Genomic DNA, 20,163 nt, shown 5'->3' on the forward strand with positions numbered 1-20,163 from the left:
CCCGATCACCTTTTCTCCTTATTTCGCCAGCTCGGCGACAACCGCTTTAATAAGCCGCAAAAAGTCGGCTTTCACCCGTTCGGCTGTTTCGACGACTTCGTCATGATGAAGCGGGGCGTCGGTCATACCGGCCGCTAGATTGGAAATGCACGAAATGCCAAGCACTTCGATGCCGGCATGGCGAGCAACAATGACTTCCGGAACGGTGGACATGCCAACCGCATCACCGCCAAGCACACGGATCATACGAATTTCCGCCGGCGTTTCGTACGAAGGCCCCGTGTTGGCGACGTACACTCCTTCACGCACACAAACGCCGAGCTTTGCCGCCGCTTCCTTGGCGAGCTGACGCAGGCGTCGGCTGTACGCTTCGGTCATGTCCGGAAAACGAGGGCCGATCTCCGGGTCGTTCGGACCGATGAGCGGGTTCGTACCAAGCAAATTGATATGATCGGAAATAATCATCAAATCGCCAGGGCGAAACTGTTCATTCACACCGCCGGCAGCGTTTGTCACGATCAATTGGCGGATGCCAAGCTCCTTCATCACCTGAACAGGGAACGTCACTTCGCGAAGTGAGTATCCTTCATAATAATGAAACCGTCCTTGCATAGCGACGACTGTCGCCCCTTCAAGCTGGCCATACACGAGCCGACCGGCGTGCCCTTCAACTGTTGACACTGGAAATCCAGGAATATCTTCATACGGAATGCGAATCGCCTCTTCGATTTCATCGGCGAGCACACCGAGCCCCGAACCGAGAATCAAGCCAATGACGGGCGGAGCCGGCATACGCTGGCGCAAATAATCAGCTGCTTTTTTAATCGCTTGTCGATCCATTCCTTTTCCCCCTCACAACATGTTCTCATCATAGACGGCTGTTCACTGCTGCGCCAATTCCGCTAAAAAGCTTGTTCCGTAGGGCGGCATATGGACGCGGAAATTATCGGCGATCGTTGCCCCGACATCGGCGAATGTCTCGCGGATCGGGAGAGGCTTTCCACCTTGAAAACGCGGACTGTACACTAAAAGCGGCACATATTCGCGCGTATGGTCCGTCCCGTGGTGCACCGGATCGTTGCCGTGATCAGCCGTGATGATCAGCAAATCATCCGTTGTCAACCGCGGCAGCACCTCAGCGAGCCGTGCGTCAAACTCTTCAAGCGCATCGCCGTATCCTTGCGGGTCGCGGCGATGGCCGTACTTAGCGTCAAAGTCAACAAGATTGACGAAGCTGAGCCCGGTAAAGTCCATGCTGAGCGTGTCGATGAGCTTATCCATGCCGTCCATATTCGACGCCGTCCGCAACGACTGCGTCACCCCTTCATTATCGTAAATATCGGCGATTTTTCCAATGGCGATGACATCATACCCGGCGTCTTTCAGCTCGTTCATCACCGTGCGGCCGAACGGCTTGAGCGCATAGTCGTGCCGGTTTGGCGTCCGCTCAAAGCGGCCCGGCATTCCGACAAACGGCCGGGCGATGACGCGTCCAACCATGTACGGCTCATCGCGCGTCAGCTCGCGGGCGATTTCACAAATACGATACAGCTCATCAAGTGGCACGACCTCTTCATGGGCAGCGATTTGCAAGACGGAGTCAGCTGATGTATAGACGATGAGCGCCCCCGTTTTCATATGTTCCTCGCCCAACTCTTCGATGATCGCCGTCCCACTCGCTGGTTTGTTGCCAATCACTTTCCGTCCCGTACGCCGTTCGAGTTCGGCGATCAGTTCGTCTGGAAACCCGTCTGGGAAAACGCGGAACGGCTTGTCGATGCGAAGGCCCATCAGCTCCCAATGGCCGGTCATCGTGTCTTTGCCGGCGGATGCCTCTTTCATTTTTGTATAATAAGCGAGCGGATGATCGACTTTCGGCACCCCTTGAATCTCGCGAATATGACTGAGTCCAAGCTTTGCCATATTCGGCATGTGCAAGCCGCCGCGATGTTCGGCAATATGGCCGAGCGTGTCCGCCCCTTTATCGTTATATTTCTCAGCATCAGGCGCTTCACCAATGCCGACCGAATCGAGCACAATTAAAAATACGCGCCGATATGTTGTGTTCACAATTCATTCCTCCCGCCTGCAGTGAAAATAGATTCTCTTCCTATCGTTCCCATATTTCCGGTAAAACACGCCCTTATTGTATTGGTCAGAAGTCTGACAACTAGATCAATAGAAGTGTGCCTAGCATCAGCGGTGCGCCGTGACTAGGCACGAGGATGATACTGTTTATACACGTCTTTCAGGCGCGTTTTCGTTACGTGCGTATACATCTGCGTCGTCGAAATATCAGCGTGCCCAAGCAGTTCTTGGACAGCGCGCAAATCGGCTCCGTTCTCAAGCAGATGAGTCGCAAATGAATGACGGAGCGTGTGAGGCGTCAACTCTTTTTCAATGCCCGCTTCTTTGGAAAGACGTTTTAAAATTTTCCAAAACCCTTGTCGCGTCAGGCGCTGGCCGTAATGGTTCAAAAACAATGCCTCCGTTGCCCGCTTGCGCGGATTTACAAGCTGCGGGCGCCCATACTCCAAATAGCGGGCAAGTGCTTCAAGCGCCATCCGTCCGATCGGGACAATCCGCTCTTTCCGCCCTTTCCCATAGCAGCGGACAAACCCCATTGTCAAATGCACGTCACCTAAGTTGAGCTGTACAAGCTCGCTGACGCGCATGCCGGTCGCATATAGCACCTCAAGCATCGCCTTGTCACGCAAGCCGAACGGCGTATTCGTCTGTGGCGCCGCCAGGAGCGCTTCGACTTCTTCGACGGACAGCACTTTTGGCAGCGTCCGCTCAAACTGCGGCGTTTCGATATGGACCGTCGGGTCTTGCGCCGCCATTTTCTCCCGCAGCAAAAACTGATGAAACGAACGAATCGACGCCAAATGTCGAGCAATCGTCCTTGCTGACTGCCCTTGCTCGCTTAAAAACTTTAAAAAATGAAGAATATGCAGACGCTCGACTTCGCCCCACGCCTCAAGCTGCTCGACCTCGCGCAAGTAGTGGACATATTTCTTTAAATCCCGTTCATACGAAATAATCGTATTGTGCGCCAAGTTCCGCTCTACCGTCAAATAATGCAAGAAATCCTTTAATTCATGTTCCAATGTTCTCTACTCCCCATCGCGATAAAAAAATAATAGCCGGTTGAGCCAGTCCGGAGGCGTGTGTTCGATCGTCGATACTTTCACCGCCGATCCTTCCGGTTCATCGTATCGGTGATAATACTCGTACTCGCGATTAAACCATACAAGACTATAATAAAATAAAATGGTGCATCCCGTAAACAAAAGAAATACTTTCACCATTTGCCAAACTGTTTTCATGGCACCCTCCCCATCGGCTGCTTGCCCATTTGCTAGTATGAGGATATGCCATTTGTTTCCCTATTTATACGCAAAAAAACCTTTCCCGTTGGAAAAGGTTTTTACTTTTCTTCATGTTTTTGCTGGCAGCGGTGGCAAATGCCGTGAAACGTCAAGCGGTGATCTTTAATTTTAAACTTCCATTCCCGTTCAACAATCGCTTCGACGTCCTCAAGCAAATCTTCTTCAATTTCCGCCACCGATCCGCACTCGAGGCAGACAAGATGGTGATGGAAATGCGCCGCCCCTTCTTTGCGAAGGTCATAGCGCGATACCCCGTCCCCGAAATTGATTTTATCAACGATTTTCAGCTCGGTTAGCAGTTCAAGCGTCCGATAAACGGTCGCCAGCCCGATCTCTGGAGATTTTTCTTTTACGAGGAGGTAGACGTCTTCAGCGCTTAAATGGTCTTCTTCATGTTCAAGCAGGACTCTTACCGTCGCTTCCCGCTGCGGCGTCAGCTTGTAGCCGGCCGAGTGCAGCTGCTTCTTAATTCGTTCCACACGATCTTCCATTTTTTCATTCCTCCCTCGCCATTCACCTCCCATTATAGCAAATGTATAAGGTAAGTATCAAAGTAAAATGACTATTATAAGATAAAAATAATGATTATTATATAATAATATTTATTAAATTAACCACCCATTTGACCGTCTGTTTCATCAATACCGGTGAGAGGTACGCTTCCACCACCGAGGAAACGAGCAACCCTGCAGCGATCGCCACCATCGCTGCCGCATAGCGCATGATCATCGGGAATACCGGCTCGTGCGGCCGCTTCATAAACTGGTTGCGCACCATTTGCAAGGAAAACGAAATCGAAATCACACCCATTACAATCATGAGCGGAATGACGATCAAGTTTTGCGGCATGACAGATACAAACGACAATAAAAATCCTTGCCAGCTCATTTGGTTGACCAAAAAGCCGACCGTGAAGCCGACGACAATCCCTTTTAAGAACAGTAAAATAAAAATGATTGGCAGGCCGATGACGGAAATGCCAAGCACCCACATGAGGGCAATGTATTTGACGTTATGCATATAGCTTTGACGGAACATATCATGGGCGCTTGCCAAATTGTCTTTCGATACTTGTCCAAAAAATTGCGTCAAGTAATAGTACAAGTCTTGCTTTTGGCTAAATCCGAGGCTGTTGACGACAATGGCCCCAAAAATCACACCCATTAAAAATAGGACGATAACAAATACGTATAGTGAGGCGTGTTCGCGCAAATGAACGGCGATGGCCGATTTCAACGGATGGGTTCTCATCGTACTTCGTCCTCCTATTTGGCTCTTAGTAGATTGTATGTCCATCCGTTTCGTATATGACTGTTTTTCAAAAAAACGGGATTGCCCGTCGGCAACCCCGTTTTCAATAACCATCACTCCGCCTGTGCACGGCCATCGTTCGCTCCTTTGTGGGTCCCCTGCCCTCGGCGTTTTCTCACCCGTCATTTTTCCTGCACTTTTCCGTATTTCCCGCCGCCGCCAGCTTCGATGGCGAGCGCGCCGCTGCGGGCGAGAACGATCAGTCGTGCGAGCTTTTGGCCGACCGTCTCGGCTATCTCTTCTTCTGTCGCCTCATGCAGCACGCGCATTTCCGTGCCAAAACGGCTGAGCAGCTTTTCGTACGACTTCAAGCCGAGTCCAGGGATAAATTCAAGCGGCACCTGATATACATACGGCGGCCGTTTCGGTCCGTGCTCCGCCGTTTTTAACTCCTTGAGCCGGTCTGACACCCCTTTAATAAAGCGATGGTGGCCGCACGCTGGGCAGCGCTCAGCCTCAGGCGAAACCGGCGTCAGGCACCCCTCGCACACCGTTCGGTGGTATTTACCAAGCTTTGGATTTAAGCCATAATTGGCGATGATTGTGCGCCCGTCCTCGTTGCGGAACGCTTTTTCCAGCTCAGCAAACGTCGGGGCGGCAAGCTGCACTTGTTCATATTCCCGGGCAATTTTTCGCAATGAATGGGCATCCGAGTTTGTCAAATACGGATAGCGGTGTAATTCGGCGATTTGGTCAGCCATTGACGTATCGGCGCTCAATCCAAGCTCAATGGCGTCGATTTGATCGGGGTCGAACACTTCCGTCAAACTGCGTTCGACTCCTTTTCCGTACAAACTTTTAAACGGAGTGAACGCATGCGCCGGGATAAACCAGCCACCCCACTCTTTTACCGCTGCTTGCAGCTCGCGCCCTGAAGCATAAATGCGCTGCGAGCTGAGTGATACGTTTTTCACCCGCTTGCCAAGCCAAGCGGAAAATGCGCGCATCGCTTGAACAGTCGGCAAAAAAGCGAGGACATGAATCGGTCCGTGGCAACGGTCGTCATACACTTCGATTTCGCTGCCTAAAAGCAAGGTCACTTTCCCGGTACTAATGCCGCCCTCACGATGTTCGCACCATCCATGTTCATCCATGGCCCGTTCGAGCTCATCAAGCACTTCCGGCACATGACTGTCAATGACACCGACCAAATCGATTCCTTTCACATGCGCCGCTTCATGCAAAATGTTCGCAAGCGTCAACGTCCGTGCCCCAGTAATTTTCACCGGACGGCCGGAAGCGGTGCGGCCGATATGAATATGTAAATCAGCGTAATAGCGGCCGAGGACGCCATCGTTTTTTCCGTTAGTCATCGTTTCTCAAGCGCGCGGCGCAGCTGCAAATATTGCAAGGCATACGCCGTTTTAGCATCATAAATGTCACGTCGTTCAAGCATATCCAGCGCCTCCTCTAACGTCACTTCCAGCAGTTCAACAAATTCATCTTCATCTAAACCGGCACCATCTTCGACTTTTTCCAACCCCTCGGCGACGTACAAATGGATGAGCTCGTCGGCAAATCCGGGCGATGTATAAAACGAAATGAGGTGGTGCATCGATTGGGCGCGGTAGCCGGTTTCTTCTTCAAGTTCGCGGTGTGCGGAAGCGAGCGGCTCTTCCCCATGTTCTAGCTTGCCCGCCGGAATTTCAACCAATGCGCGCTCGAGCGCTTTTCGATACTGACGGACGAGGATGATCTTCCCATCGGGCAAGAGCGGCAACACCGCTACCGCCCCCGGATGTTTAATCACCTCGCGCCGACTCGTTTTCCCGTTTGGCAGCTCCACCTCTTCAACATACAGTTCGATGATGCGTCCGCTGAATAATTTTTCTTGGCGGATCGTTTTTTCATACAACTGATCCATTCTTATTCTCCCCTATCCATTGATAAATTCTTTTCCATTGTACTACATATTTGGCCATTTTTTCGCCCCTGTTGTACAATGATCATTAAGAAGGGAGCGTAACGCAATGAACAAACGACGCATCGGTACATCGGATTTGTATGTGAGCGAAATCGGACTCGGCTGCATGTCGCTTGGCACCGATGAACGCGAGGCGATCCGCCTCATTCACGAAGCGCTTGATCGCGGCATCAACTATTTGGATACAGCCGACTTGTACGACCGTGGCCTGAACGAAGAATTTGTCGGCAAAGCGGTGAAAGGAAAACGCGATCAAGTGATTATCGCCACCAAAGTAGGCAACCGTTGGCGACCGGACGGAAGCGGTTGGGATTGGGATCCGTCCAAAGCATATATCAAGCAAGCCGTCAAAGACAGCCTGCGCCGCCTGCAAACAGACTACATTGACTTATACCAGCTCCACGGTGGCACGATTGACGACCCGATCGACGAGACGATTGCGGCATTTGAAGAGTTAAAGCAAGAAGGAGTCATTCGTTGGTACGGCATTTCCTCGATCCGTCCCAACGTCATTCGCGAATATGTGAAGCGTTCAAATATCGTCAGCGTCATGATGCAATATAGCCTGCTTGACCGCCGTCCGGAAGAGTGGTTCCCTCTCTTGCGCGAGCATAACATCAGCGTCATCGCCCGCGGTCCGGTCGCTAAAGGCTTGCTTACTGACCGCCCGCTCGAAGCGGCAGGAGCGGCGGTGAAAGAACACGGCTATCTCGACTACTCGTACAGTGAACTGCAAGCACTCATCCCGAGGCTGAAAGAGAAAACCGGGGAACGCCGTTCGTTAACTGCGACCGCGCTCCAGTTTTGCTTGTATGATCCGGTCGTTGCCGCCGTCATTCCAGGTGCGAGCCGGCTTGAGCAGCTGGCGGAAAACATCGCTGCCGCATCCGCGCTGCCGCTTGACGCTGATGAATACGAATGGTTAAAACAAGCGACGAAGCGCTCGGTGTACGAAATGCACCGATAAGCACAGACGACGACATAAGAAACCACCCAACTTAGCTCACGGGAAACAGATTGGCATCACGTTGCCTGCAAAACGAATCGTACCCCAATACGAAATGTCCGCACGGGCGCAGCATAATCGTGCCAAAAATAGCTGCCGAGCCGATGAACGACCGCCAGCATCGCAGCTAAACAAAAAGAAGAGCCCAAGGCGCCAGCACGGCCGCTTACGGGCTCTTTTTTCTGCCTATATGAGTCAGGCGATACGTCTTGTTTCGCCCCTCCCACTACACAACATCATCATCCACATACTTGTCCTTTGCCGCCCCCAAACCGAACACCATCATGGCGGCACAGACAATCAACAGTAAAACGAGGGAGGGGATGAAATGGCCGGCCTTATCGTACAACGCCCCAAACAACGGTGGACCGGCCGCCGCCAGTAAGTAACCGACGAACTGGGCCATAGCAGAAAGTTGGGCAGCCTCTAGCGGGCGGCGCGTCCGCAGCGTAAACAGCATCATCGCAAGGGAAAACGACATGCCAGCACCGACACCGGCAAAGAACGCCCCCGTCCACAGCCACCATCCTTGGCCAACTAACAACGCGACGATCCCAGCCACTTTCAACAGCACCGATGAACCGATCAACACTTTTTGATCTTTCATCCGCTCGGCCAACATCGGAGATAAAAACATCATCGGCAGCTGGGCAAATTGGAAGAAAAACAATAACCAGCCGGCCGTATCGGCCGCCATTCCTTTGCCTTGCCCAAGCTCTGGCAGCCACGTAATCACGCAATAAAAGAAAAATGATTGCATTCCCATAAATAACGTCACTTGCCAAGCAAGCCATGAACGCCAAAATGACGAACGTCGTTTTCCCGATGGAGCGCTAGCGGATTTCCATCGATAAATTTGCGGCAGCCAGACTACAATTGCGACCAGAGTAAGCAACGCCCAAAAGCGAAACGCTCCTTCCCAGCCAATCCCCCACCCGTCAGCAAGCGGAACAGCAAGACCGGAAGCAAAGGCGGCACTGACGTTCATCGTCACCGTATAAACCCCCATCATTAAGCCAACACGCATAGGAAACGCGTCTTTAACAAGCGCTGGCATGAGGACATTGTTGACAGCGATCGCCGCACCGATGAGCGCTGTACCGGCAAACAGCCAGAAACTGCCTGCCAGCGGACGGATGAGTTCGCCTACGAGCAAGACGACGAGTGAACAAAACAGCGTTCGCTCCATCCCGATCCGGCGGGCAAACGTAGCCGCCGCCGGCGCCAACAAAGCAAACGCCAACAGCGGAATCGTCGTTAGCGCCCCGGCAGCGGCGTAGGAAAGGCCAAGCTCCCGCTGCAGTTCAGGAACGAGCGGGCCGACCGTAGTGATCGGTGCGCGCAAGTTGGCAGCTAAGACGACGACTGCGGCCACCATGAATACCGAAGAAGTCGCTGTACTCGCCGCCGCACTTTTTTGCCTCATCTATCTTTTCCCCCTTCATTTAAACTTGCGCCAATCAAGTTCACTTTCTTCAAGCAGCTCAGCAAACGACTTCTGCTCATCGCGTCGGCGCGCTTCCTCGCGGCGTCGCGCTTCTTCCGCTGCCCGCCGCCGCTGTTCTTCCTCGGCAAGCGCCCGCTTTTTCGCGAGCAACTTCGCTTCGACGTCCGCGCCGACTCGATCGGCAAGCGTCACCGTCTGCTGCTCTTGCCTCTTTTTCCGCCCCGCATGCTTCTTCACCATTTTCACCCCCTTGCATAACGGCCGCCCATTTGTCAAACGATACAACTAAACAACATCGAAAAGGAGAGATGACCAGTGGCCAAAAACCGCGCCCAAAAAGGAAAGCCGTCTGCCGATACAGTCAAACCAATGATCGCCAAAGAAGATCTAGAAAAAGCGATCCATCCGACAAAACGGCAAAACAGCCCGCAATAATAGGCGGACGATAGAAAAACCGTAACCGACCGGGTTACGGTTTTTACAGCACTTCAGTAATATGCGGCATATGCTCGCCAAGCCAAGCAATCGCGTCATCAAGCGTCGCAAACTCTTTCGTCTCAAATGTCATCTCATTTTGCAAAAGCCAGACGTCTTTTTTGTCGTGGTACGGACCGGCGACCGACCAATGAAGCAAGCTGTACGGGTCGTTTTCATGGGTGAATGACACCCATGTTTTTTGCTTCGCCGTCTCCGCCAGCTGCCGAAGTTTACCGTTCATCGCCAGATCCCACCTTCACAAGCGGCATATGCCCATTCAGCATTTGCCCGGGGCTTTTTAGCTGAAAGACGGTCGTCCCCGGCTTAACATCAATCGTCATCGTCTCATCAAAAAAGATGAGACGCGACCGCTCTAAAAGCACCGGAACGAAATTCGTCTCAACGGCAAGATCGTCCTCATCGGCCTCGTCAACGAGCCATAACGCCGGCACGCCGTCGACTAAACAGCCGCAGCCGTTCGTGTCATATTTGAGCTTTAACTGCCGCCCCGATTCGGCTACAATAGGGGTAAGCATTTCTTTTGCTGCATCAGTAAACGTGATGTTCACGCTCATCGTTGCTCCTTTTTCCGTTTGTTTCTTTATTATTCTACCTGTTGGCACATAACACTGTCAAAATGAAAAGGAGGAAAACCTGATGGCAAAAGTGCAAATCAAAGTCAATGACAACGGCTCGCTCCGCATCACCGGCGATGTCGAGCTCTTAGACGGCGAAGGAAAGCCGTTTGTAACAAAACAAACGTTTTCCCTCTGCCGCTGTGGGCTGTCGAACAACAAGCCGTTTTGCGACGGCTCGCATAAAGGGCGCTTTCAGTCGATCGTCCGCGCCCCTTCGCCGGAAACGGATGAACAGTAAGAAGCGCCCGTTCCCTCTCATTCCGAAAAGCAATCACTTCCTTATGCGAGTTTCGTAACGGACGGTGGAGTCAATGGATAAACGATGGCTGCAAAAACAAGTGCGCAACTGCTTGCGTCACTACGGCTATGACGATGAGATGATGCCGCTTAGCGAAGACGAGTGGCGCGACCTTTGCGCCCATATCGCCGCCGCCAAAGAAAAACAGCAAAACACTAACATGTACGAGCTTGTTCATGACGCTGTTTACCGATTTATTACGAGCGCATGATTGAGACCGACAACTCTTCCATAAAAATGAAACGGCTGGCTCTGTACTAAGGGCAGCCGTTTACTTTTGGAAAAATGCCCGTTTCGCCACCTTTTCCACAAGACCCGGGGCGAGCCGGTACAACCGGCTGCCCACATCCATCCAGCCCGGCATGTTCACTTCGCGCGTTGGAGTCATCATCACTGCTACGACGCGCTTTGCCACCGCTTCCGGTCGAAGCATCCAGCGCGACACGTTGCGCACATAATCGCCTGTCTCATCCGCTAAATCAAAAAATCGAGTTTCGACCGGTCCGGGATTGACAGCGGTGACAAACACGCCAAACCGGCTCGCTTCGAGGCGCAAACTGTCAGTAAACCCGATGACAGCATGTTTTGTCGCCGAGTAAACGCTAGACTTTGGCGTTGCGATTTTGCCCGCTTGCGAGGCGATGTTGATAATATGGCCGCTTCCCCGCTCTTTCATATGGGAATACACCGACTTCGTGCAAGCAATAACACCGAAGACGTTGACGGCAAACATTGCTTCCATCTCAGCCAAATCAATGTCTTCGATGTAGCGGAAAACGCCAAAGCCAGCGTTATTGACAAGCACATCGATGCCACCAAGCTCCTTAAGCAGCTGAGAAAATACCGCCTCGACCATCTCACGGTCGCTCACATCAAGCTCCATGTGCAGCGCGGATACGCCGTATTGCGCTTTGATGCGGGCGCTTATTTCCTTAAGCCGCTCAACATTTCGCGCCAACAGCACCGGCACCGCCCCTTGTCGCGCCGCTTCATAGGCGATTTGCTCACCAATGCCTCCTGACGCTCCAGTAATGACAACATGACGGCCCTTCAACCGCACACCGACACCCCCGCCGCTTCATAAATGTAATGACCATCTTCCTGCTTTTTCCGCACATAACCGTTTACTTCCAAATAGTCAAGCTGGCCGATCGTCTCAGACATCGTCAGCATCAGTTGGCGTTCATAAGCAGTAGGAAACAGTTTTCGGCACACGTCAAACACGGTATGCGGACGTTCTTTCACCATGTCGAGCACCCGCTCGGCGCGCTGGCGTTGCTTAGCAAGCCGTTCGTGGACCAGACCGGGAATGTCAGTCGTATCGTCACCGTGGCCGTTTAGCGAGCGGTCGATATCATACTGTAACATTTTTTCAAGCGATTCGTTATATTGCAACAATGGTTTCGGCCGCTCCGTTTCCCCTTCAGCTGGCGGCTCCATCATCGGGTTCGGGGAGATATGCAAAAGCAAATGGTCGCCGCCGATCAGCAATCCGTCATCCTCGCGATAGAGCGCGATATGGCTTTGTGCATGCCCCGGTGTTTCGATGACACGCCAGTGCGGCAATCCCGGCACCGATTCCCCTTCCGTGACAGCGATATCGATCGCCCGTCGGCTTGCATAGCGAAGTGATCCGCCTTCTTTAGACAGTTGGCTGAACAAGCGGCGGTCGACACCGCATTCAGAGAAAAATTCCTCAAAGAATTGAACGTACCGCTCTACAAACGCGCGTTCACGGCGCAAAAACGGATCGGCTTTTGGATGGCCGATGATCGGCGCATGCGGAAAATAATCAAGCAGACCAACATGGTCCGGATGATGATGAGTAATGACGATTTGCTCGATATCTTCCGGCCGATAACCGATCTCACTCAGACGCTGCACAAACTGCTGCCACGCTTCCTCTGTTTTCACCCCGGCATCGACCAACGTCAACCGATCGCCGGCAATCACGTACATATGCACATCCCCGACCGGAAACGGCGTCGGCACCGTGATCCGATGCACTCGCTCCTTGTTCATCACATTCCCTTCTTTCCCTTAAGTTCATAAATGCTCCCGCTCAAACTTAATCAAAATGAATGGCTATTCATTATATTGTAGTTTACAACGATTTCGTTCGTTTGTCATGCCTTTTTCTTCCGTGTGCTGAAATTGCAAAAAAATTCACTCTCCTCTCTTGACAATCATGCCTGTCCCGCGGCATAATGACAAATAAAATCACGATACAGCCAAACCGGCGATGAACAGGGCCAGTAAACCGGAAACGGCAGCCAGAGAGCGAAGCCCGCGGCTGGAAGGCTTCGCTGCCCTCTTTGCGGTTGAACCTACCCTAGGAGCTGTTAGGCCAACCTAAACGCTTCCCCTGCGTTATCGGGGCAAAGTTGGGCTCGTTTGGCGCAGGCCAAATCAGCCAAAAAAGGTGGTACCGCGGAAACGAAGGTTTTCCGTCCTTTTGCAGGACGGGAAACCTTTTTCTTTTGCTGGACAACAAGGAAAGGAAGTGAATGCGATGACAACAACTCGGTCCATCGCCTTCATCGGTGCCGGCTCGATGGCGGAAGCGCTCATCGCCGGCATGACGAAAACGTTTTGCCATCCGACGCAAATCGTCGTGACAAACCGACAAAACCGCGCCCGGCTTGAAGAACTCAAGCGCACATACGGCGTCCATGCCGCCCAAGACGCACAACGTGCTGTCCAACATGCAGACATCGTTATTTTGGCCATGAAACCGAAAGATGTTGCCGAAGCGATGGCCGCTGTTGCGCCGGCCATTCGTCCGAACCAGCTCATTCTCTCATTACTTGCCGGCGTCACAACCGAGACGATCGAACAGCTCGCTAGACGTGATGTCGCCGTCGTGCGCGCCATGCCAAACACATCCGCAGCCGTCGGCTTATCGGCCACCGCGATCGCCGGGGGGCGTTTCGCCTCGGAGCAGCATCTTGAAACGGCAAAACAGCTGTTTGAAACGGTCGGCATTGTGACCATCGTGCCGGAGCGCGATTTGCATGCGGTCACCGGCCTATCGGGAAGCGGACCAGCGTACGTCTACTACTTGGTTGAAGCGATGGAAAAGGCGGCCGCCGACATCGGCCTCGAGCGCGATGTGGCGAAAACGCTCATTTTACAGACGATCATCGGCGCAGCGGAAATGTTAAAAGCGTCCGACAAACACCCGTCCGTCCTGCGCCGTGAGGTTACAAGCCCGGGTGGCACGACCGAAGCCGGCATCAAAATGCTTGAGCAATACCGGTTTCAAGAGGCTATCGCCGCCTGCATCCGCCGGGCGACCGCCCGTTCCGAAGAACTCGGCAACGCCTTGCTCACTGCGATCGCTGAATCATAACCGAACACACCGTTAAACGCCGAGGCTGTTTGTATCGAGTTGGGCAAATCATCGGACCGTTTCATTTTGTTTTTTGACCGGCAGCATGCTATCATTCAGTCATGAACCGTTCATTCGCATAGAAAGGAGTGGATTGTCATGAACACGGTATTGTTTTCGCCATATACAACTCGCGGGCTAACGTTGAAAAACCGGATCGTTATGTCGCCGATGTGCATGTACTCGTGCGACACGAAAGACGGCACGGTACGCACATGGCATAAAATCCACTACCCGGCACGCGCGATCGGCCAAGTCGGCCTCATCATTGTCGAGGCGACCGGCGTTACGCCACAAGGCCGCATTTCTGAACACGACCTAGGCATCTGGGACGATGATCATATCCATGGGCTTCACGAACTCGTTGGACTCGTGAAAGAGCATGGAGCTGCTATCGGCATCCAACTCGCTCACGCCGGAAGAAAGTCGGAAGTGCCGGGAGAAATCATCGCCCCGTCCGCCATTCCGTTCAATGAATCATCGCCAACACCGAAAGAAATGACGAAAGCCGACATCGAAGAGACGGTGCAGGCGTTCCAAGACGGCGCGCGGCGGGCGAAAAAAGCCGGGTTTGACGTAATTGAAATCCACGCCGCCCACGGCTACCTTATTAACGAATTTCTATCGCCGCTGTCCAACCGGCGTCAAGACGAATACGGCGGCTCGCCGGAAAACCGGTACCGCTTTTTGGGCGAGGTGATCGACGCTGTCCGTGAAGTGTGGGACGGACCGCTGTTCGTCCGCATCTCGGCATCTGACTACCATCCGGACGGACTAACGGTGAAAGACTATGTCCCGTACGTCAAGCGGATGAAAGAACAAGGGGTCGACCTTGTCGACGTCAGCTCCGGCGCTGTTGTACCGGCGCGCATTGACGTCTATCCTGGCTACCAAGTGCCGTTTGCTGAATTCATCCGACGCGAAGCAGGCATTCCGACCGGCGCCGTCGGCCTGATCACTTCCGGCTGGCAGGCCGAAGAAGTGTTGCATAACGGCCGCGCCGACCTTGTCTTTTTAGGACGTGAACTGCTGCGCAACCCGTATTGGCCGTATGCTGCCGCTAAAGAACTTGGCGTAAAAATTGAAGCGCCGGTGCAATACGAGCGCGGCTGGCGATTTTAACGCGGAATCGAAAATGAAGCAAAATCGGCGGCGAGCTCGGTGTTCGGAAACACGCGGCGCGCCTCCTCCAATAACTTGAGCGCCGCTTCACCTTGGTAGCGCGAGCTGATGTGAGTTAAAATGAGCCGCTTCGCTCCGGCTCGTTTCGCCACTTCGGCCGCGTCCGTAGTCGTTGAATGGAAATAATCGCGGGCAAGCCGCTGTTCCGCCGCGGCAAACGTCGCCTCGTGGATGACGACATCGGCCTCATGCGCCAGTTCGATTGCCGCTTCGCAAAAGCGGGTGTCACCTAAAACGGCAACGATCCTTCCTTTTTGCGGCGGGCCGACAAACTCGCGCCCGTCAAGCACGGTGCCGTCCTCAAGTACGACCGTTTTGCCTTGCTTAATTTGTTGGTAAATCGGGCCCGGGCGGACGCCGAGCGCCTTTAACCGGTCGACAAGAAGCGGCCCGGGCAAATCTTTTTCTGCGACGCGAAATCCGTATGACGGCATGCCGTGGTCGAGCCGCTTCGCGGTCACGGAAAACCGTTCATCGTCAAAGATGACACCTTCGTCGATCTCAGCGATGTTCAATTCATACCGAAGCCTTGTCCCGCTGACGGTGAGCGCGGTTTCGACAAACTGGCGGATGCCCTTTGGACCGAAGACGGTCAGCGGCGTCTCACCACTTTGAAACGAGCGGCTGCCGAGCAGGCCGGGCAATCCAAATAAATGATCACCGTGCAAATGAGTAATGAAAATATGCTCGATGCGGCGCGGGCGAATGGCGGTATGCAAAATTTGGTGCTGCGTCGCTTCGCCGCAGTCAAACAGCCATGTCGCCCCCCGTTCTTCGAGCAGCTGCAAAGCGATGGATGACACGTTGCGCTCTTTCGCCGGCACGCCGGCGCCGGTGCCTAAAAACAACAATTCCAAGCTCATTCACTCCTTGTCTCGGTCATCATTGCCTGTTGTTAGCGTACAATGTTGCCGAGCGCTTTTCAACTTTCTTTTACACAAAGAAGCGGTAAAATGTTTGCGTTCCAGCCGGCAAATCTCTACAATGATTTAGTTGAAGAGACAAAATTGGCTAAAGCGAGGTACATATGGTGGATAACATGAACCCGAAATCGATCATCGTCATTTTTGGGGCGACGGGAGATTTGGCAAAACGGAAATTGTTTCCGTCCCTTTACCGCCTGTATGAAAAAGGGCATTTGAACGAGCGATTTGCCGTCGTCGGCGTCGCGCGCCGCCCGCTGTCGGCCGATGAGTTCCGCCATTACGTGCGCGACTCAGTCGAAACAGCACTCAACCAAGAGCTTACTGACGGCAACTTCATCTCCCATTTTTATTATCACCCGTTTGATGTGACCGAAGCTGAGTCCTATCAGCGCTTAAAAGCGTTGCTTGAACAGCTCGATGAGACGTATCAAACGGAGGGCAACCGCATCTTTTATTTGGCGATGGCACCGGAATTTTTCGGCACGGTTACATCGCGCCTACAGTCGGAGCGGCTGACCGATACGCGCGGCTTTAAACGGCTTGTCATTGAAAAGCCGTTCGGCCATGACTTAGTGAGCGCCCAAAAGCTGAATGAAGAAATCCGCCGTGTCTTTTCTGAACGGGAAATTTACCGGATCGACCATTACCTTGGCAAAGAAATGGTGCAAAATATCGAAGTGATTCGCTTCTCGAACGCCATTTTCGAGCCGCTTTGGAACAACCGCTTTATTTCGAACATTCAAATTACCTCAAGCGAAACGCTTGGCGTTGAGGACCGCGGCCGCTATTACGACCATTCCGGAGCGCTGCGCGACATGGTGCAAAACCATATGCTGCAAATGGTCGCCCTGTTGGCCATGGAGCCGCCGATTAAACTGACGACCGATGACATCCGCCATGAAAAAGTGAAAGTGTTGCGCGCATTGCGTCCGGTTGCGCATGACGAAGTCGACCAGTATTTCGTGCGCGGCCAATACGGGCGTGGGGTGATCCGCGGCCAAGCCGTACCAGCGTACCGCGAAGAGCCGAACGTCGATCCGAATTCAAACACGGAAACGTTTGTCGCTGGAAAACTGATGATCGACAACTTCCGCTGGGCCGGCGTACCATTTTACATCCGCACCGGCAAACGAATGGCGGAAAAATCGACGAAAATCGTCGTTCAATTTAAAGATGTGCCGATGAACTTATACTACCGGACGAACGAGACGATCGCTCCGAATTTGCTCGTCATTCACATTCAGCCCGATGAAGGCATCACCCTTCATTTAAACGGCAAAAAAACCGGGGAATCGTCGACAATAACCGCCCCGTTTAAACTCGATTATTGCAACAACTGCATCGACGGCATCAACACACCGGAAGCATACGAAAAGCTGCTGTACGACTGCATGCGCGGCGATGCGACGAACTTCACCCATTGGGATGAAGTAGCAGCGTCATGGCAGTTTGTCGATCCGATTTCTGACGTTTGGGCGAACACAAAAGCCGACGACTTCCCGAACTATGAAGCAGGCTCGATGGGCCCGGCAGCAGCCGATGAACTGTTGCGAAAAGACGGTTTCCATTGGTGGCCGATTGAGCATCCGAAACCATAACAAGCAAGGCGGCGCCAACCATTGTTTTCTTTTTTGACTACCTAGCCCTTGACAATCGATCACTCACGGGGCCGAACCGGCCCTTTCTATCCTTGAATGAAAAGGAGCGGAAAAACGATGAACATGTACGATGTCACTGCCCCCATTTACGAAGGCATGCCGGTCTACAAAAACAAACCGGAAAAACAGCCGAAACGCACGACGGTTACGAACGGCTATGTGACGGAATCGCGCATTGACATGGACGTGCATACCGGCACGCACATTGACGCCCCTCTCCATATGGTCGAAGGCGGCGCCACATTTGAAACGATCCCGCTTGACCACCTCGTCGGCCCGTGCAAACTATTTGATTTGACACATGTCAACGATCGGATCACAAAAAACGACATCGCCCATCTTGACATTCAAGAAGGCGACTTCGTCTTGTTCAAAACGAAAAACTCGCTCGAGGATGCCTTTAACTTTGAGTTTATTTTCGTCGCTGAAGATGCCGCCCGCTATTTAGCGGACAAACAAATCCGCGGCGTCGGCATCGATGCGCTCGGCATCGAACGGGCGCAAGAAGGCCATCCGACCCATAAAACGCTCTTTTCGGCTGGCGTCATCGTCATCGAAGGGCTGCGGTTAAAAGACGTCCCAGAAGGCCCGTACTTCATGGTCGCCGCCCCGCTCAAACTCGTCGGCACAGATGCCGCCCCGGCGCGCGTTTTACTGTTTGACCGCGAACCGTAAAAAGCCGATCCCATTAAGGGATCGGCTTTTTACGGTTCGTTCTCATATCGCTTTCGTTACATTCAACAGGCACTTTAAGATTGTAGCGAGAACAATATGGATTTGATTGATGCGTAGATCGCTGCTCATCAAGGCGAATCCAGCTGAGGATATTGTTGAGACAACCATTTTCCACGATGAGACATTCGCCACCGGCGTCCAAAGAACTGATAAAAAGGGGCGGGGTTTCTCCGCCTCTTCTGAAGCTTGTTTTTGTTTTACAATTCCTCCCCGTTCGTGCGAATGACGCGTTGGAACCAGTAAAAGCTTTTTTTCTTATAGCGCTTTAAATCACGCAAGTTTTGGTCATCGCGATTGACGAAAATGACGCCGTACCGTTTGCGCATCTCTCCTTGCGAGCTCAACAAATCGGTTGCCCCCCACATTAAATAGCCGATCACCTCGACTCCTTCTTCCATCGCCATCTTCATTTGCTCGATATGGCGGCGCAAGTAGTCGATTCGCTCGTCATCTTCAACCGTGCCGTTCTCATTCAGCTCCTCTTCCAACCCGATCCCGTTTTCGGTGATGAAAATCGGCATCTGGTAGCGAGCGTACACATCTTTCAACGCAAGGCGCAAGCCGATCGGATCGATCGACCATCCCCATTTCGTCTTCGGCAAGTGAGGGTTCGGCTCAAGCCCTCTGATGATTCGCTCGTCATATTCTTGATGGCGGACGATTTGGCTTTGGTAATAGCTGAACGACAAAAAGTCAACTGTCTGCGTGCGCAGCAGTTCCTCATCGTCCGCTTCGAGCGGCAAGCGAATCCCCTTTTTCTCGAGCCGGTTGGTCACATAGCGCGGATAGGCACCACGGGCGAACATATCAAAAAAGAAATCGCTGAGCAGCTCTTTTGCCTGTACATTGGCCAAGGCATCTTCCGGCTGGCATGTAGCCGGATATGTCGTCAAATACGTCACCATCCCACCAATTTTTGCCTCTGGTGCGATCTCGCGCAGCGCCTTCACCGCCTTGGCGTGGGCGATAAAAACATGATGGCAGACGCGGTAGGCAAACGCTTCCGGGTCTTCATCATCTGGACAGATCGCCCCCCATAAATGCGGGTTTTCCAGCACTAGGTTTTGTTCATTGAACGTCAGCCAATAGTTCACTTTCCCGCGGTAACGCTCGAATACGGTGCGTGCGTATCGTTCAAACAAATCGACGACCTTCCGTGAGGCAAAGCCGTTATACTTTTTCGCCAACGCCAGCGGCAAATCAAAATGGTACAGCGTAATGACCGGTTCGATGCCGTTTGCTCTCAATTCGTCAAACACGGCGTCATAAAACGCCAAGCCCGCTTCATTCGGCTCCCCTTCCCCGTCCGGAAAAATGCGCGTCCAAGCAATGCTCGTTCGATAGGCGGTGAAGCCCAACTCTTTAAACAAGGCAATATCTTCTTTATAGCGATGGTAAAAGTCGACTGCCACTTTCCAATCGGAATGGCCTTCTGGAATTGGGCGCGCATCGACGATCGATAGCCCTTTTCCATCTTCATTCCATGCCCCTTCCGTTTGGAACGACGTCACTGCCCCGCCCCATAAAAAGTTGTCGGGGATGATCGATTGGCGTTGTGATGGCACTTAATCTCCCTCCTGCTATGTAAGTTTTCATGCTTGCTTCCCAACTCATAACCATTCGCCTGACCGCCCACCCACTATGATTTCATCTAAAAATTCTGTTATTTTTCTCCTAAACAGTGCTGTGGGTACTGATACTATTAACAAAAATATATCCCATAGTTGATGACGCAGCAAGGCTTCATCACTATGGGAAGAAAAAAGAATGCATTCACC

The 20,163-nt window shown here is 52.7% G+C and carries 23 protein-coding genes; 7 read left to right on the forward strand and 16 right to left on the reverse strand.

The window, feature by feature from the left end; all coding sequences use genetic code 11:
• Positions 1–18: 18 nt before the first annotated feature.
• The 8 genes from NSQ22_RS12195 to NSQ22_RS12230 form a co-directional block, all read right to left on the reverse strand.
• Positions 19–840, reverse strand: coding sequence for a purine-nucleoside phosphorylase (locus NSQ22_RS12195; RefSeq protein ID WP_008879723.1), 822 nt, complete (start codon positions 838–840; stop codon positions 19–21).
• Between the two features lie 42 nt (positions 841–882).
• Positions 883–2,070: a phosphopentomutase gene (gene deoB, locus NSQ22_RS12200; RefSeq protein ID WP_008879724.1), complete on the reverse strand. Its 1,188-nt coding sequence runs from the start codon at positions 2,068–2,070 to the stop codon at positions 883–885.
• A 143-nt stretch (positions 2,071–2,213) separates the two neighbouring features.
• Positions 2,214–3,110, reverse strand: a complete 897-nt coding sequence (gene xerD / locus NSQ22_RS12205; RefSeq protein WP_008879725.1) for a site-specific tyrosine recombinase XerD — start codon at positions 3,108–3,110, stop codon at positions 2,214–2,216.
• Between the two features lie 6 nt (positions 3,111–3,116).
• Entirely contained in the window at positions 3,117–3,329 is a 213-nt protein-coding gene (locus NSQ22_RS12210; RefSeq protein WP_008879726.1) for a YqzK family protein, read from the reverse strand.
• 101 nt (positions 3,330–3,430) lie between these two features.
• The gene (locus tag NSQ22_RS12215) at positions 3,431–3,883 is read right to left on the reverse strand and encodes a Fur family transcriptional regulator (protein WP_008879727.1); all 453 of its coding nucleotides are present in this window, start codon (positions 3,881–3,883) and stop codon (positions 3,431–3,433) included.
• A 97-nt stretch (positions 3,884–3,980) separates the two neighbouring features.
• Positions 3,981–4,643 (reverse strand): stage II sporulation protein M, encoded by a 663-nt coding sequence (gene spoIIM, locus NSQ22_RS12220; protein WP_008879728.1) that lies wholly within the window; start codon positions 4,641–4,643, stop codon positions 3,981–3,983.
• A gap of 182 nt (positions 4,644–4,825) precedes the next feature.
• The gene (locus NSQ22_RS12225) at positions 4,826–6,016 is read right to left on the reverse strand and encodes an endonuclease Q family protein (protein WP_008879729.1); all 1,191 of its coding nucleotides are present in this window, start codon (positions 6,014–6,016) and stop codon (positions 4,826–4,828) included.
• Positions 6,013–6,567 (reverse strand): NUDIX hydrolase, encoded by a 555-nt coding sequence (locus NSQ22_RS12230; RefSeq protein WP_339263546.1) that lies wholly within the window; start codon positions 6,565–6,567, stop codon positions 6,013–6,015. Before NSQ22_RS12230 ends, NSQ22_RS12225 begins: the two co-directional genes overlap by 4 nt.
• A 106-nt stretch (positions 6,568–6,673) precedes the next feature.
• Between NSQ22_RS12230 and NSQ22_RS12235 the strand changes: the two genes are divergently transcribed.
• Entirely contained in the window at positions 6,674–7,594 is a 921-nt protein-coding gene (locus NSQ22_RS12235) for an aldo/keto reductase (RefSeq protein WP_029761027.1), read from the forward strand.
• Positions 7,595–7,859: 265 nt separating this feature from the next.
• On the opposite strand, the gene NSQ22_RS12240 is transcribed toward NSQ22_RS12235, so the two are convergent.
• From NSQ22_RS12240 to NSQ22_RS12255, 4 genes are all read right to left on the reverse strand, one after another.
• A complete protein-coding gene (locus tag NSQ22_RS12240; RefSeq protein ID WP_008879732.1) occupies positions 7,860–9,059 on the reverse strand; it encodes an MFS transporter in 1,200 nt (399 codons plus the stop codon).
• A gap of 15 nt (positions 9,060–9,074) precedes the next feature.
• The gene (locus NSQ22_RS12245; RefSeq protein WP_008879733.1) at positions 9,075–9,320 is read right to left on the reverse strand and encodes a YqkE family protein; all 246 of its coding nucleotides are present in this window, start codon (positions 9,318–9,320) and stop codon (positions 9,075–9,077) included.
• A 238-nt stretch (positions 9,321–9,558) separates the two neighbouring features.
• Positions 9,559–9,798 (reverse strand): YqkC family protein, encoded by a 240-nt coding sequence (locus NSQ22_RS12250; protein WP_008879735.1) that lies wholly within the window; start codon positions 9,796–9,798, stop codon positions 9,559–9,561.
• Positions 9,788–10,132, reverse strand: coding sequence for an iron-sulfur cluster biosynthesis family protein (locus NSQ22_RS12255; RefSeq protein WP_008879736.1), 345 nt, complete (start codon positions 10,130–10,132; stop codon positions 9,788–9,790). Before NSQ22_RS12255 ends, NSQ22_RS12250 begins: the two co-directional genes overlap by 11 nt.
• Positions 10,133–10,214: 82 nt before the next feature.
• On the opposite strand from NSQ22_RS12255, the gene NSQ22_RS12260 reads away from it, so the two are divergent.
• Both NSQ22_RS12260 and NSQ22_RS12265 read left to right on the forward strand, forming a co-directional pair.
• On the forward strand, positions 10,215–10,433 hold the full coding sequence (locus NSQ22_RS12260; protein WP_008879737.1) for a CDGSH iron-sulfur domain-containing protein: 219 nt from the start codon (positions 10,215–10,217) through the stop codon (positions 10,431–10,433).
• Positions 10,434–10,506: 73 nt separating this feature from the next.
• Complete coding sequence (locus NSQ22_RS12265) at positions 10,507–10,704, forward strand: YqzH family protein (RefSeq protein ID WP_008879738.1); 198 nt, start codon at positions 10,507–10,509, stop codon at positions 10,702–10,704.
• Between the two features lie 60 nt (positions 10,705–10,764).
• Here the strand turns inward: NSQ22_RS12265 and NSQ22_RS12270 are convergent, their stop codons facing one another.
• Both NSQ22_RS12270 and NSQ22_RS12275 read right to left on the reverse strand, forming a co-directional pair.
• On the reverse strand, positions 10,765–11,553 hold the full coding sequence (locus tag NSQ22_RS12270) for an SDR family oxidoreductase (protein WP_099233373.1): 789 nt from the start codon (positions 11,551–11,553) through the stop codon (positions 10,765–10,767).
• On the reverse strand, positions 11,544–12,515 hold the full coding sequence (locus NSQ22_RS12275; RefSeq protein ID WP_029761030.1) for an MBL fold metallo-hydrolase: 972 nt from the start codon (positions 12,513–12,515) through the stop codon (positions 11,544–11,546). The genes NSQ22_RS12270 and NSQ22_RS12275 overlap by 10 nt, the downstream gene beginning before the upstream one ends.
• Positions 12,516–13,005: 490 nt before the next feature.
• Between NSQ22_RS12275 and proI the strand changes: the two genes are divergently transcribed.
• Both proI and namA read left to right on the forward strand, forming a co-directional pair.
• Entirely contained in the window at positions 13,006–13,845 is an 840-nt protein-coding gene (gene proI / locus NSQ22_RS12280; RefSeq protein WP_099233611.1) for a pyrroline-5-carboxylate reductase ProI, read from the forward strand.
• Between the two features lie 138 nt (positions 13,846–13,983).
• On the forward strand, positions 13,984–15,006 hold the full coding sequence (namA, locus tag NSQ22_RS12285; RefSeq protein ID WP_008879742.1) for an NADPH dehydrogenase NamA: 1,023 nt from the start codon (positions 13,984–13,986) through the stop codon (positions 15,004–15,006).
• On the opposite strand, the gene rnz is transcribed toward namA, so the two are convergent.
• A complete protein-coding gene (gene rnz / locus NSQ22_RS12290; RefSeq protein ID WP_008879743.1) occupies positions 15,003–15,923 on the reverse strand; it encodes a ribonuclease Z in 921 nt (306 codons plus the stop codon). The genes namA and rnz overlap by 4 nt on opposite strands.
• 173 nt (positions 15,924–16,096) lie before the next feature.
• Between rnz and zwf the strand changes: the two genes are divergently transcribed.
• Positions 16,097–17,590: a glucose-6-phosphate dehydrogenase gene (gene zwf, locus NSQ22_RS12295; RefSeq protein WP_029761031.1), complete on the forward strand. Its 1,494-nt coding sequence runs from the start codon at positions 16,097–16,099 to the stop codon at positions 17,588–17,590.
• Between the two features lie 117 nt (positions 17,591–17,707).
• On the forward strand, positions 17,708–18,325 hold the full coding sequence (locus tag NSQ22_RS12300; protein WP_008879745.1) for a cyclase family protein: 618 nt from the start codon (positions 17,708–17,710) through the stop codon (positions 18,323–18,325).
• 257 nt (positions 18,326–18,582) lie between these two features.
• Here NSQ22_RS12300 and NSQ22_RS12305 read toward each other — a convergent pair whose 3' ends face one another.
• Positions 18,583–19,950: a glycoside hydrolase family 1 protein gene (locus tag NSQ22_RS12305; RefSeq protein ID WP_029761032.1), complete on the reverse strand. Its 1,368-nt coding sequence runs from the start codon at positions 19,948–19,950 to the stop codon at positions 18,583–18,585.
• Positions 19,951–20,163 lie beyond the last annotated feature (213 nt).

Source organism: Geobacillus sp. FSL K6-3411, from assembly GCF_037965715.1.
GTDB classification, from domain to species: Bacteria; Bacillota; Bacilli; order Bacillales; family Anoxybacillaceae; genus Geobacillus; species Geobacillus thermodenitrificans.